This window comes from Nonomuraea sp. NPDC001699 (assembly GCF_053596455.1).
In genome coordinates, this window is record NZ_JBSFGF010000026.1 from 24,454 (window position 1) to 38,186 (window position 13,733).

The window sequence follows — 13,733 nt, forward strand, 5'->3', positions numbered from 1 at the left end:
TCAGGTCGCGTAGCGCTCGACGCCGACGACGTGCCCGTCCAGCCGGTGCAGCACCGCGAACGCGCCCTTGCGCAGGTGCACGTCCTTGCCGCTCAGCGCGTGGATCAGGTGCGGCAGGACCTTTCCGTGGCTGCACACGGCGGCGGGCACGGCGAGCTCGCCGACCAGGTCCGGCGTCTTGCGCGGGTCCTGGCCCTCCTCGCTGAGCAGCGGCTCGGTCCTGATCGGGGTTCCGTACGGCTCCAGCGTCTGGACGCACCGCCGGCTGGGCGAGCTCACCAGCAGCTCGGGCCGGTAGGCGGGCAGCGCGGTGGCCAGGGTGGCGGCCTGGGAGCCGCCGTGCGCGTCCAGCGGGCGCAGCGCGTCGTCGCCGTCCCACTCGCTCCTGGACCCGGCCGTGCCGTGCCGTACGAGCACCAGCGGCACGGTCGCCAGCGGCGCGGCCTTCAGGGCGCGCAGCAGCCCGGCGTCCCACTCGTAGGTCAGCAGCTCGCGGGCCTGGTCCAGCGAGAGCCAGCGCAGCTCGTCGACCTCCTCGTTCGGCTCGAAGCCGGCGTCGGAGGCGACCCGCGCGGTCCAGTAGTCGACCCGCTTGAGCCGGCCGCCGCTGAGGTAGTGGATCGGGGGCAGGGCCCGGCCCAGGACGACCGTCAGGCCGGTCTCCTCGTCGACCTCGCGCAGGGCGGCGGCGATCACGTGCTCGCCGCTCTCCAGCTTGCCCTTGGGGAAGGTCCAGTCGCGGTAGCGCGGGCGGTGGATCACCGCCACCTCGGGGCTGCTCTCCTCGCCCCTCCAGACGACGGCTCCGGCGGCCCGGAGCAGGTCAGTCATCAACGGTCCTCCAACGCCTGGTGCTGACGAGATGGCTCTGCAGGTCCTCGCCGTGGTGACGGATCCAGTTGCCGTCGGAGTTGAGCCACCACGCGTTCGTGGTGTCGGCCATGGCCAGGTCCATCAGCTCGATCAGGTACGCCTTGTGCTGCTGGGAGGTCACCTTGACCAGGGCCTCGACCCGGCGGTCGAGGTTCCTGCGCATCAGGTCGGCGCTGCCGATCCACACCTCGGGACGCCTGCCGAGGCCGAACTCGTACACGCGGGAGTGCTCAAGAAAGCGCCCCAAAACCGACCTTACGCGGATATTTTCCGACAAATTGGGGATTCCGGGGCGCAGGATGCAGATCCCGCGCACCCACAGGTCCACCGGCACCCCCGCCCTGGACGCCCGGTAGAGCGCGTCGATGATCGGCTCGTCCACCAGCGAGTTCGTCTTGATCCTGATCCGGGCCGGGCGGCCCGCCTGCTGGTGGGCGATCTCCCGGTCGATCCTGGCCAGCAGCCCGCTGCGCATCGAGTGCGGCGCGACCAGCAGCCTCCGGTACGCCGAGTGGTTGGAGTAGCCGGTCAGGTGGATGAACAGGTCGGTGACGTCCTCGCCCACCAGCGGGTCGGCGGTGAGCAGGCCGAAGTCCTCGTACTGGCGGGCCGTCTTGGGGTTGTAGTTGCCGGTGCCGATGTGGCAGTAGCGGCGCAGCTCGCCCGAGGGCTCCTGGCGGACGACGAGGGCCAGCTTGCAGTGGGTCTTGAGGCCGACCACGCCGTAGACCACGTGGCAGCCGGCCCGCTCCAGCTTCCTGGCCCAGGAGATGTTGGCGTGCTCGTCGAAGCGGGCCTTGATCTCCACGACCACGACGACCTGCTTGCCCGCCTCGGCCGCGTCGATCAGCGCGTCCACGATGGGCGACTCGCCGCTGGTCCGGTAGAGGGTCTGCTTGATCGCCAGCACCCGGGGGTCGGCCGCGGCCTCCTCGATGAACCGCTGCACGCTGGTCGCGAACGAGTCGTACGGGTGGTGCAGCAGCACGTCGCGCTCGCGCAGGGTGGTGAAGACGTCGTCCTCGGCGTTGATCACCTCGGCCGGCACGAACGGGCGGAAGCTCAGCTCGCCGCGGTCGAGGTCGGCGATGGCGTGCAGGCCGGTCAGGTCGAGCGGGCCGGGCAGCCGGTAGATCTCGTGCGGGGCCAGCTCCAGCTCCTCGACGAGCGGGGCCAGCACCTCCGGCGTGATCGTCTCCTCGACCTCCAGCCGCACGGGCGGCCCGAACCGCCGCTTGAGCAGCTCCTTCTCCAGCGCCTGCATGAGGTTCTCGGTGACGTCCTCGTCGACGTCGAGGTCCTCGTTCCTGGTGACGCGGAAGACGTGGTGCTGGAGGATCTCCATGCCCTTGAAGAGCTGCCCGAGGTGCGCCGCGATGACGTCCTCCAGCGGCACGAACCGGTCCTTGGAGGCCGGCACGAACCGTGGGAGCTGCGAGGGCACCTTGACCCGGGCGAACACGGTGTGGTCGGTGATGGGGTTGCGCACCAGCACGGCCAGGTTCAGGCTGAGCCCGGAGATGTAGGGGAACGGGTGGGCCGGATCGACCGCCAGCGGCGTCAGCACCGGCCTGATCCGCTCCCTGAACAGCTTGCGCAGCTCCGTACGCTCCTCGCGGCCCAGGTCGTCCCACCGGACGATCTCGATGCCCTCGGTCGCGAGCTGGGGGCAGAGCCGGTCGTGGAAGGCGGCGGCGTGCCGCTTGGCCAGGGAGTCGGCGATCGTGGCGATCCTGGCCAGCTCCTCGCGCGGCTTGAGCCCGCTCTTGGTGCGCAGCAGCAGTCCGGTGGCCATGCGCCGCTTCAGGCCGGCCACCCGTACGCGGAAGAACTCGTCGAGGTTGCTGGCGAAGATGGCCAGGAAGCGGACCCGTTCGAGCAGCGGGAGCGACGGGTCCTCGGCCAGTTCGAGTACGCGCTCGTTGAACTGGAGCCAGCTCTCCTCACGGTTGAGGAACCGCTCCTGTGGCAGGGGCAGATCGTTTCCCGGTTGCAGCGGTTCCGCGGACATATGGCCTATATTGCCCCGATTGGTTGAACGGAACGTTAACGTAGCCGCAACGACTCACTCCGGATGGTCGGCCTGCTCCAGGCGTGCGGCGCGCTCGGCGAGCCTGGCCTCCCGCTGACGGATCTTCTCCTCGCGCTCGCGGGCCTTCTCCGCCTCCTTCAGCACCCGCTCGCGCTCCTTCAGTTCTCGTACCCTGGCCTTCTCCGCGTCACGCAGCTCACGCTGGCGCAGCTTCTCCGCTTCCTTGAGCTCCTTCTCGCGCGCCTTCTCGAAGTCGCGCAGCTCCTTGTCGCTGACGCGCGGCTTGGCGGCGGCGGCCTGGTTGCGGGTGGCCACGGAGATGACCGGGCTCGGGTTCAGCCCGGTCAGGCCGTTCCAAGCCAGGTTCACCAGGTGCGCGGCGACCTCCTCGCGGCCCGGCTTGCGCACGTCCAGCCACCATTGGCCGGTCAGCGCGACCATGCCGACCAGCATCTGGGCGTACATCGGGGCGAGCTTGGGGTCGTAGCCGCGCTCCACGAACTCGTCGGCCAGGACGTCCTCGACCTGGCTGGCGATCTCGCTGATCAGGCTCGCGAACGTGCCCGTGCCCGAGGCCGCGTGCGAGTCGCGCACCAGGATGCGGAAGCCCTCGCTGCTCTCCTCGATGTACTGCAGCAGGGCCAGGGCGGCCCGCTCCAGCTTGATGAGGGAGTGGGAGGCGGCGAGGGCCGAGGTGATCATGCCGAGCAGCTTCTGCATCTCGCGGTCCACGACGACCGCGTAGACGCCTTCCTTGCCGCCGAAATGCTCGTACACCACAGGCTTCGACACCTGCGCGGTGGCGGCTATCTCCTCTATGGAGGTCCCGTCGAACCCCTTCTCGGCGAACAGCGTGCGGCTGATCAGGATCAGCTGCTCTCTGCGCTCTCTACCGGACATGCGCCTGCGAGATCGGGGTTCGGTCACGGGTTCCATAATGACGGCCACGGACGAATGGCCGTTCATCGGCTGATTCTCGTCAGGCAATGCGCTTCGCCGCCAGGCGTTCTGGCGTCGGCCAGCGCACGTCGTACACCCAGCCCGCCCGTTCGAACAGGCGGATCAGGCCGGCGCTGAGGTCGATCTGGCCCTTGAGCGCGCCGTGCCGGGCGCAGGTGGGGTCGGAGTGGTGCAGGTTGTGCCAGGACTCGCCGAACGACGGGATGGCCAGCCACCAGACGTTGCGCGACTTGTCGCGCGTCTGGAAGGACTCCTCGCCGAAGACGTGGCAGATCGAGTTGATCGACCAGGTCACGTGGTGCAGCAGGCCGATGCGGATCAGCGAGCCCCAGAACAGCGCGGTCAGGCCGCCCTGCCAGGACCAGGTCAGCAGCAGGCCGAGCACGCCGGGCAGCAGGACCGAGACGAGGGCCAGCGTGGGGAACCACTTGTGCAGCTTCTGGATGTCCTCGTCCTTGCACAGGTCGGGGGCGTACTTCTCGCGGTTGGTGCGCTCGCTCTCGAACAGCCAGCCCATGTGGGCGTACAGCAGGCCCTTGGACATCGACTTGAAGCCGGGGCCGAAGCGCCACGGCGAGTGCGGGTCGCCCTCCTTGTCGGAGAACTTGTGGTGCTTGCGGTGCGTGGCCACCCAGTCCAGCACGGACATCTCCAGCGACAGGCTGCCCGCGATGCCCATCGCGATCTTCAGCGGCCGCTTGGCCTTGAAGGAGCCGTGCGTGAAGTAGCGGTGGAGCCCGACGGTGACGCCGAGCCCGGAGACGACGTAGAAGACGAAGGCGATGGCGATGTCCGTCCAGCCGAGTCCCCATCCCCAGGCCAGCGGGACCGCCGCCGCAAGCGCGACCAGGGGCAGTCCGACCACGAGTGCAAACGTGATGATCTCTGCCCTGGACTTCGGTTCGGGTTCGAAGTCGGGCTTCGGGGCGGGGGAGGAACGCTCGGCGAGAACGGTCATGGGCTACCTCCAACTACATGTATGAGGACGAATGTCCGGGCTACGCCACCGTAACCTACGCCATCGTAAGTAAGGAAGCCCTAAGCTGTGGATGTCACATAGCTGACGGCCGGTCCGTCGAGGTGAGTGGGTTTCCTACCTTGCGGCTTTTGGGGTGCTCTGTTATGCGCGCAGCGCGCCGACTACCCGTCCATGGCCCTGGTATTCGCGGACACTGGAGATGTGCGAGAGAATTGAGGGCGCATACGCCCGTGCGGGCTCGGTATCGTAGGGGCTGTGTGTCGGACGCCACGGTGTCCGGTCCATCCCGGATCGTCTAATCGGCAGGACAAGTGGTTTTGGTCCACTTTGTAGGGGTTCGAGTCCTCTTCCGGGAGCCTTGAGTGTCATCCCAGCGGCTCCCCGCGCGAGAGAGTTCCGAAGCGGGCAGGTATCCTCACGGTGTCGGGGGGGTTGCGGTGCGGTAGCCGCGCCGACGACCCTGATCCGTCCAGTCACAGGGAGCCTCAGTCCGTGAGTGTGCCGCGCCCGGCAGCCGTCATCGTCCTCGCCGCGGGCGAGGGCACCCGGATGAAGAGCCAGACCCCGAAAGTCCTGCACGAGCTGTGCGGCCGCGCGCTGGTCGACCACATGCTCGCCGCCGCCCGCGACCTCGGTCCCGAGCGGCTCATCGTCGTCATCGGCCACGCGCTCGAACAGGTCGGCGGCCATCTGGCCGCCACCAGCCCCGACGCGCGCGCCGTCGTCCAGCGTGAGCAGCGCGGCACCGGCCACGCCGTCCGCACCGTGCTCGAAGAGGTCGGCACGATCGCCGGCACGATCCTGGTCACCTACGGCGACGTGCCGCTGCTGCGCGCCCAGACCCTCGCCACCCTGCTCGACAAGCACGCCGCCGACGGCAACGCGGTCACCGTGCTGACGGCCCAGGTGCCCGACCCGACCGGCTACGGCCGGATCATCCGCGACCCCTCCGGCGCCGTGCTGGAGATCGTCGAGGAGAAGGACGCCGACGACGAGCAGCGCGCGATCAAGGAGATGAACTCCGGCATCTACGCCTTCGACGGCCTGCTGCTCGCCGACGCCGTCAAGCGCGTGTCCACCGACAACGCCCAGGGCGAGGAGTACCTCACCGACGTCCTCGGCATCCTGCGCGGCGACGGCCACCGGGTCGGCGCCTGCGTGGCCGCCGACCACGTCGAGGTCGAGGGCGTCAACGACCGCGTCCAGCTCGCCTTCGCCCGCAAGGTGCTCAACCGGCGGCTGCTGGAGGAGCACATGCGCGCCGGCGTCACCGTCATCGACCCGGCCGCCACGTGGGTCGACGTGGGCGTCGAGATCGAGCCCGACGCCGTCATCCACCCCGGCACCCAGCTCCACGGCCGCACGGTCGTCGGCGCCGGCGCCGAGATCGGCCCGGCCACCACGCTGACCGACACCCGCGTCGGCGAGCGCGCCGTCGTGCGCAACGCGGTCTGCGACAACGCGGAGATCGGCCCGGAGGCCAACGTCGGCCCCTACGCCTACCTGCGCCCCGGCACCGTGCTCAGCCGCAGGTCGAAGGCGGGCACGTTCGTCGAGATGAAGAACACCAAGGTCGGCGAGCGCTCCAAGGTGCCCCACCTCACCTACGCCGGCGACGCCACCATCGGGGAAGACGTCAACATCGGCGCCTCCACCGTCTTCGTCAACTACGACGGGGTCGACAAACACCACACCACCGTGGGCGACGGCGCGTTCGTCGGCTGCGACACCATGCTCATCGCTCCCGTGACGATCGGCGACGGCGCCAACACCGCGGCCGGATCCGTGATCGTCAACGACGTACCCCCAGGGGCGATGGGCGTGGCCAGGGCGCGACAGCGCAACATCGAGAAATGGGTCTTGCGCAAGCGCGCGGGCACGAAGTCGGCCGCCGCCGCCGAACGGGCGCTGGCCGAGCGAGCACAGCAGGAGAACGAACAGTGACCAGCATCAAACAGCCGGGCGAGAAGAACCTCATGCTCTTCTCCGGCCGGGCCTATCCAGAGCTGGCCGAAGAGGTTGCCGAGCACGTCGGCGTCTCGCTCACCCCCACCAAACTGATCGACTTCGCCAACGGCGAGATCTACGCCCGCTACCTTGAGTCCGTCCGCGGCTGCGACGCGTTCGTGATCCAGAGCCACACCGGTCCCATCAACAAGTGGATCATGGAACAGCTCATCATGGTCGACGCGCTCAAGCGGGCCTCCGCCAAGCGCATCACCGTGGTCATGCCGTTCTTCGGCTACGCCCGCCAGGACAAGAAGGGCCGCGGCCGCGAGCCCATCACGGCCCGGCTGATGGCCGACCTGTTCAAGACCGCGGGCGCCGACCGGCTCATGTCGATCGACCTGCACACCTCGCAGATCCAGGGCTTCTTCGACGGACCCGTCGACCACCTGTTCGCGATGCCGGTCCTGGAGAGCTACCTGAAGAACAAGCTCGACCTGGCGAACACGACCGTCGTCTCGCCCGACACCGGCCGCGTCCGCCTGTCCGAGCGCTGGGCCGACACCCTCGGCACGCCCCTGGCCTTCATCCACAAGCGCCGCGACCTCGACGTGGCCAACTCCGTGAAGGTCAGCGAGGTCGTCGGCAAGGTCAGCGGCCGCACCTGCGTGCTGATCGACGACATGATCGACACCGCCGGCACGATCTGCAAGGCCGCCGACGCCCTCTACGAGCAGGGCGCCACCAACGTGATCGTCGCCGCCACCCACGCGGTCTTCTCCGACCCCGCCGTCGACCGGCTGAAGAACTCCCGCATCTCCGAGGTCATCGTGACCAACACGCTGCCGCTGTCGGAGACCAAGAGGTTCGACAAACTGACCGTGCTCTCGATCGCCCCGCTGATCGCCCGCGCCGTCACCGAGGTCTTCACCGACGGCTCCGTCACGAGCCTGTTCGAGGGCGACACCTGAGCGAGTAAGCTGTACGGGTTGCGCTCGTAACGCCTTCCGCTAGGGCGGGTGAGGGGGAGCGCGCCACAATCCGATCTCTGCATCCCTAGGAGATGTCATGTCTGAAGTACGTATCGCCGCCGAGTCGCGCACGGTGTTCGGCAAGGGCGCCGCCCGCAAGATCCGCCGCGCCGACAAGGTGCCCGCCGTCCTCTACGGGCACGGCATCGACCCCAAGCACCTGACCCTGCCCGGTCACGAGGTGCTGCTCGCCCTCCGCACGCCCAACGTGCTGATCCGCCTCCAGGGTGAGGGCGTCGACGAGCTGGCCCTGCCCAAGGGCGTGCAGCGCGACCCGATCAAGGGCTTCGTCGAGCACGTCGACCTGCTCCTGGTCAAGCGCGGCGAGAAGGTCACCGTCGAGATCCCGGTCACCACCACCGGCGACGTCAACTCCGAGGGCCTGCTCGACCAGCAGCTCGTCTCGGTGGCCGTCGAGGCCGAGGCCACCCACATCCCCACCGGCGTCGAGGTCGACGTCGAGGGCATGGAGGTCGGCACCGTGATCACCGCCGCGCAGCTCAAGCTGCCGTCGGGCGCCACGCTGGCCGCCGACCCCGAGGTCGTGGTCCTCCACGTCATCGCCAAGCCGACCGAGGAGCCCGCCGCCGAGGCCGCGGAGGCCGTCGAGGGCGAGACCGCCGAGGCCGAGGGCGAGGGCGAGTCCGCCGAGGCCGCCGCCGAGTAAGCACGTCCCGCGAACGGGGGTGGCGCGAGGCCGCCCCCGTTCCGCTGCAAGGGGAGCACATGGACCGCTGGCTGATCGTCGGACTGGGCAACCCGGGGCCCGAATACGCGGGTAACAGGCACAACGCGGGCTTCATGGTGCTCGACGAGCTGGCCGCGCGGGCCGGCGGGCGCTTCAAGGCGCACAAGAGCAGGTCCGAGGTGCTGGAGACGCGGGCCGCTGTGCTGGCCAAGCCCCTGACGTACATGAACCTGTCGGGCGGGCCGGTCAAGGCGCTCGCCGACTTCTACAAGATCGGCCCTGACCGGCTGATCGTCGTCCACGACGAGCTCGACGTCCCCTACGGCGCGTTGCGCGCCAAGCTCGGTGGCGGCGACAACGGCCACAACGGGCTCAAGTCCATCACCAAGGTCCTCGGCACCCGCGACTACCTGAGGGTGCGCTTCGGCATCGGCCGGCCGCCCGGCCGCATGGACCCGGCCACCTTCGTGCTCAGAGACTTCGCCACCGTCGAGCGCAAGGATCTGCCCTTCCTCGTCGACCGGGGCGCCGACGTCGTCGAGTCGCTCATGGCCCGCGGCCTGGAAGCCACCCAGAACGACTTCCACCGGGCTGATCTGCACATCTCCGGCCCTCCGCGCTGATCGCCGCATAGCACCGTTCACCGCCTGTCGCCGCGCACGCGCGGCTACCATCTGTGACTGTCCGTACGGGAACGGGCACGCAGGGGCGCGTCACCGCCCTGAGCAGCGGCGGGAGCGGGGGAAGACGGCATTTGGCGACCGAGGCCGCCTCACGCAGTGAGGCAGGAGAGCCCTTGAAGACCGGCGAGGCCCTCTCGTGGCGGGTCAGCCCGGTGACTCCGGCGTGGATGCGTTCTTACCGGTTCCGTGCCGTCGTGGGCGATCTGTGCGGAGCGGGCATCGGGTCCGCCGCCGCCTTCTGCGGGAGGTTCGGCGGGTTCACCCCGTACGTGCTGCCGTACCTGCTGGTCAGCGTGGCGTTGCCGTGGGTGTGGGTCTGCGCGGTCGCCCTCAACCGGGCCTACGAGCCCCGCATGATCGGCGTCGGCTCCGAGGAGTTCCGCCGCGTCGTGCACGCCGGCGTGGCCTTGACCGCGGCCACCGCGATCGGCTCGTACGTCACCAAGACCGACGTCGCCCGCGGTTACGTCGTGCTCGCGCTGCCCCTGGTCACGCTGCTCACGCTGGTCGCCCGCTACTTGCTGCGGCGCTCGCTCAACCGGCGCAGGGCGGCCGGGGCCTGCATGCGCCGGGTGGTCGCGGTCGGCCACCCGGCCTCGATCGCCGAGCTGGTCCACCTCTTCCGCAGGGAACGCCACCACGGCATGGACGTCGTGGCCGCCTGCCTACCCTACGGCGAGCCGCCCGGGGTGCTGACCGAGGTGCCCGTCGCGGGCGACTTCGGCGACGTGCCGCTGGTCGTCGACCAGGTGCGCGCCGACACCGTGGCGGTGCTGGCCTGCCCCGAGATGGACGGCGACGCGCTGCGCCGGCTGGCCTGGCGGCTGGAGCGCACCCACACCGAGCTGGTGGTCGCCCCCGCCCTGATGGACGTCGCCGGCCCCCGCACGATGATCCGGCCGGCCGCCGGGCTGCCGTTGCTGCACGTCGAGCACCCCGAACTCACCGGTGCCCGGCAACTGGTCAAGAACGTCTTCGACCGCGTCGTCGCCGCCGCGTTGCTGGTGCTGCTGTCGCCGTTGCTGGTGGCCCTGGCCGTGGCCGTCCGCGGGACGAGCCCGGGGCCCGCGCTGTTCCGGCAGGTCAGGGTGGGCAAGGGCGGCAGGCCGTTCACGATCTTGAAGTTCCGTACCATGCGGCGCGGCTCGGAGCAGCAGAAGATCACCCTGGTCAGCGACCACGACGGGGTGCTGTTCAAGATCCGCAACGATCCGCGGGTGACCCCGCTCGGCACGCTGATGCGCCGCCACTCCCTCGACGAGCTGCCCCAGCTCATCAACGTGCTTCTCGGACACATGTCGCTGGTCGGCCCCCGCCCGCCGCTTCCGGAGGAGGTGGCGCGCTACGGTGACGACGTGCGCAGAAGGCTTCTGGTGCGCCCGGGGCTGACCGGGCTGTGGCAAGTGAGCGGGCGATCTGACCTGTCGTGGGAGGAATCCGTCCGTCTCGACCTGCGTTACGTGGAGAACTGGTCCCTCACGCTGGACCTCCAGATCCTGTGGAAGACTTGGTCGGCCGTCGCCCGCGGGCAAGGAGCATATTGATGACGATTCGCGACGACCACGCCGTAGCCGGCGACCTGGCGACAGAGGCGGGTGAGAGGCTGCTGCGGGTCCGCGAGCGCACCGGGTTCGGCGACTCCGCCGCACTGCGCGCGGAGGGCGACCGGGCCGCGCACGTGTTCCTCATGGAGGCGCTGGCGCGGTTGCGTCCCAGTGACAGTGTCCTGTCCGAGGAGGCCACCCGCGAGGAGCGGCTCGACCCGCGCAGGCTGAGCGCCGAGCGCGTGTGGATCGTCGATCCCCTCGACGGCACGCGCGAGTTCGCCGAGGAGGGCCGGAGCGACTGGGCGGTGCACGTCGCGCTGTGGGAGCGCGGCAAGCTGACCGCGGGGGCCGTGGCGCTGCCCGCGCAGGGCCGTACGCTGACGACCGCCGAGCCGCCCGCGCTGCCGGAGTTCGAGAAGGGGCGCTTCCGCATCGCGGTGAGCCGTACGCGGCCGCCGGAGTTCGTCCAGAAGCTGGCCTTCCTGCTGGGGGCCGACCTGGTGCCGATCGGCTCGGCGGGGGCGAAGATCTCCGCGGTGCTCACCGGCGAGGTCGAGGCGTACGTGCACGCCGGCGGCCAGTACGAGTGGGACTCCGCGGCCCCCGTCGCCGTCGCGCAGGCCGCCGGGGCGTTCGCCAGCCGCGTCGACGGTTCGGAGCTGACCTACAACCAAGCCGACCCGTCACTACCGGATATCCTGGTTTCCCTACCGGAGCTGGCGACATCCCTGCTCGCCGGAATTCGGGACCTGCATCGCTAACCGCCGGAGGAAGCGCCCATGCTCCAGCGCGACTACACGACGTCGCAGCTCGACGTACTAGAGGCCGAGGCCATTCACATCATGCGCGAGGTGGCGGCGGAGTTCGAGCGGCCGTGTCTGCTCTTCTCCGGCGGCAAGGACTCGATCGTCATGCTCCGCATCGCGGAGAAGGCGTTCTGGCCCGCGGCCATCCCCTTCCCGCTGATGCACGTCGACACCGGGCACAACTTCGACGAGGTCATCGAGTTCCGTGACCGCCGTTCCGAGGAGCTGGGCGCGCGCCTGATCGTGGCCAGCGTGCAGGAGTCGATCGACAGCGGCCGGGTGGTGGAGGAGACCGGGCGGCGCGCCTCGCGCAACCGCCTGCAGACCACCACGCTGCTCGACGCGATCGAGGAGCACGAGTTCGACGCCGTGTTCGGCGGAGCCAGGCGCGACGAGGAGAAGGCCCGCGCCAAGGAGCGCGTGTTCTCCTTCCGCGACGACTTCGGCCAGTGGGACCCGAAGAACCAGCGCCCCGAGCTGTGGAACCTCTACAACTCCCGCATCCGCAAGGGCGAGCACATCCGGGTCTTCCCGCTGTCCAACTGGACCGAGCTCGACATCTGGGACTACATCCGGCGCGAGGGCATCGAGATCCCCTCGATCTACTTCTCGCACACCCGCAAGGTGTTCGAGCGCGACGGCATGCTGCTGCCCGACTCCGACGTCGTGTCGCGCGGCGACGACGAGCCGCTGTTCGAGGCCGTCGTGCGCTACCGCACGGTCGGCGACATGACCTGCACCGGCGCCGTGCAGTCCAAGGCCGCCACGGTCGAGGAGATCATCGAGGAGATCGCGGCCACCCGGATCACCGAGCGCGGGGCCACCAGGGCCGACGACCGCTCGTCCGAGGCCGCCATGGAGGACCGCAAGCGAGAGGGCTACTTCTGATGGACATTCTTCGCTTTGCCACTGCGGGAAGCGTCGACGACGGCAAGTCCACCCTCATCGGACGGTTGCTCTTCGACTCCAAGGCCATCTTCGAGGACCAGCTCGAAGCGGTCGAGCGCACCTCCCGCGACCGCGGCACCGAGTACACCGACCTGTCGCTGCTGACCGACGGCCTGCGGGCCGAGCGCGAGCAGGGCATCACGATCGACGTGGCCTACCGCTACTTCGCCACGCCCAAGCGCAAGTTCATCATCGCCGACACGCCCGGCCACATCCAGTACACCAGGAACATGGTCACCGGGGCCTCCACGGCCGACCTGGCGATCATCCTCATCGACGCGCGCAAGGGCGTGCTGGAGCAGTCGCGCCGGCACGCGTTCCTGACCTCGCTGCTGCGGGTGCCGCACCTGGTGCTGGCCGTGAACAAGATGGACCTGGTCGACTACTCGCAGGAGCGGTTCGAGGAGATCCGGGAGGAGTTCACCTCCTTCGCCTCCAAGCTCAACGTGACCGACCTGACGTTCATCCCGATCTCCGCGCTCAACGGCGACAACGTCGTCTCGCGCTCGGAGAACATGCCCTGGTACCTGGGCACCTCCCTGCTGCACCACCTGGAGAACGTGCACATCGCCTCCGACCGCAACCTGGTCGACGTGCGCTTCCCCGTCCAGTACGTGATCCGTCCGCAGAAGGCCACCGACCACGCCTTCCACGACTACCGCGGCTACGCGGGCCAGGTCGCGGGCGGGGTGCTCAAGCCGGGCGACGAGGTCACGCACCTGCCGTCCGGGCTGACCACGCGCATCGCCTCGATCGACACGTTCGACGGGCCGGTGGAGGAGGCGTTCCCGCCCATGTCGGTCACGCTGCGCTTCGAGGACGACCTCGACATCTCGCGCGGCGACATGATCGCCAGGCCCAACAACCAGCCGCACGCGGCCCAGGAGCTGGAGGCCATGGTCTGCTGGATGGCCGACGGCCTCAAGCTGGCCCCGCGCACCAAGCTGACGATCAAGCACACCACCCGTACGGCGCGGGCGCTGGTGCGCGACCTGCACTACCGGCTCGACGTCAACACCCTGCACCGCGACGAGGAGGCCACCGGGCTCGGCCTCAACGAGATCGGCCGGGTGTCGCTGCGGGTCACCCAGCCGCTGTTCGTCGACGACTACGCCCGCAACCGCCTGACCGGCGGCTTCATCCTCGTGGACGAGGCCACCAACGGCACGGTCGGCGCCGGGATGATCATCGACGCCAGCTGAACCCCTTTTCGGACGGCCCGGCGACACTCCGCCGGGC

The 13,733-nt window shown here is 69.4% G+C and carries 12 protein-coding genes and 1 tRNA gene; 9 read left to right on the forward strand and 4 right to left on the reverse strand.

Annotated elements, in window-relative coordinates; translation table 11 throughout:
- The 4 genes from ACWCSU_RS43985 to ACWCSU_RS44000 are packed head-to-tail and all read right to left on the reverse strand — an operon-like array spanning window position 1 to window position 4,823.
- Window positions 1-831, reverse strand: coding sequence for an NUDIX hydrolase (locus ACWCSU_RS43985; RefSeq protein WP_449942460.1), 831 nt, complete (start codon window positions 829-831; stop codon window positions 1-3).
- The gene (locus ACWCSU_RS43990) at window positions 824-2,884 is read right to left on the reverse strand and encodes an RNA degradosome polyphosphate kinase (protein ID WP_357710085.1); all 2,061 of its coding nucleotides are present in this window, start codon (window positions 2,882-2,884) and stop codon (window positions 824-826) included. Before ACWCSU_RS43990 ends, ACWCSU_RS43985 begins: the two co-directional genes overlap by 8 nt.
- 54 nt (window positions 2,885-2,938) lie before the next feature.
- Complete coding sequence (locus ACWCSU_RS43995) at window positions 2,939-3,832, reverse strand: TetR/AcrR family transcriptional regulator (protein WP_397038428.1); 894 nt, start codon at window positions 3,830-3,832, stop codon at window positions 2,939-2,941.
- A 52-nt stretch (window positions 3,833-3,884) separates the two neighbouring features.
- Window positions 3,885-4,823, reverse strand: a complete 939-nt coding sequence (locus ACWCSU_RS44000) for an acyl-CoA desaturase (protein WP_449942461.1) — start codon at window positions 4,821-4,823, stop codon at window positions 3,885-3,887.
- Window positions 4,824-5,128: 305 nt separating this feature from the next.
- Between ACWCSU_RS44000 and ACWCSU_RS44005 the strand changes: the two genes are divergently transcribed.
- The 9 genes from ACWCSU_RS44005 to cysN all read left to right on the forward strand — a co-directional run bounded on the left by ACWCSU_RS44005 (window position 5,129) and on the right by cysN (window position 13,696).
- Window positions 5,129-5,200 (forward strand) — tRNA-Gln (locus ACWCSU_RS44005).
- A 136-nt stretch (window positions 5,201-5,336) separates the two neighbouring features.
- Window positions 5,337-6,788, forward strand: a complete 1,452-nt coding sequence (gene glmU, locus ACWCSU_RS44010; protein WP_357710091.1) for a bifunctional UDP-N-acetylglucosamine diphosphorylase/glucosamine-1-phosphate N-acetyltransferase GlmU — start codon at window positions 5,337-5,339, stop codon at window positions 6,786-6,788.
- Window positions 6,785-7,762: a ribose-phosphate diphosphokinase gene (locus ACWCSU_RS44015; protein WP_125636621.1), complete on the forward strand. Its 978-nt coding sequence runs from the start codon at window positions 6,785-6,787 to the stop codon at window positions 7,760-7,762. The genes glmU and ACWCSU_RS44015 overlap by 4 nt, the downstream gene beginning before the upstream one ends.
- A gap of 97 nt (window positions 7,763-7,859) precedes the next feature.
- Window positions 7,860-8,489 (forward strand): 50S ribosomal protein L25/general stress protein Ctc, encoded by a 630-nt coding sequence (locus tag ACWCSU_RS44020; protein WP_357710094.1) that lies wholly within the window; start codon window positions 7,860-7,862, stop codon window positions 8,487-8,489.
- 59 nt (window positions 8,490-8,548) lie between these two features.
- Entirely contained in the window at window positions 8,549-9,133 is a 585-nt protein-coding gene (gene pth / locus ACWCSU_RS44025) for an aminoacyl-tRNA hydrolase (RefSeq protein WP_352321980.1), read from the forward strand.
- 227 nt (window positions 9,134-9,360) lie between these two features.
- A complete protein-coding gene (locus ACWCSU_RS44030; RefSeq protein ID WP_449942497.1) occupies window positions 9,361-10,737 on the forward strand; it encodes a sugar transferase in 1,377 nt (458 codons plus the stop codon).
- On the forward strand, window positions 10,737-11,501 hold the full coding sequence (locus ACWCSU_RS44035) for a 3'(2'),5'-bisphosphate nucleotidase CysQ (RefSeq protein ID WP_357710100.1): 765 nt from the start codon (window positions 10,737-10,739) through the stop codon (window positions 11,499-11,501). Before ACWCSU_RS44030 ends, ACWCSU_RS44035 begins: the two co-directional genes overlap by 1 nt.
- 18 nt (window positions 11,502-11,519) lie before the next feature.
- Window positions 11,520-12,434 carry a sulfate adenylyltransferase subunit CysD gene (gene cysD / locus ACWCSU_RS44040; protein WP_357710103.1) on the forward strand — a complete coding sequence of 305 codons (915 nt, stop codon included), beginning with the start codon at window positions 11,520-11,522 and terminating at the stop codon, window positions 12,432-12,434.
- Window positions 12,434-13,696 (forward strand): sulfate adenylyltransferase subunit CysN, encoded by a 1,263-nt coding sequence (gene cysN, locus ACWCSU_RS44045; protein WP_449942462.1) that lies wholly within the window; start codon window positions 12,434-12,436, stop codon window positions 13,694-13,696. The genes cysD and cysN overlap by 1 nt, the downstream gene beginning before the upstream one ends.
- Window positions 13,697-13,733 lie beyond the last annotated feature (37 nt).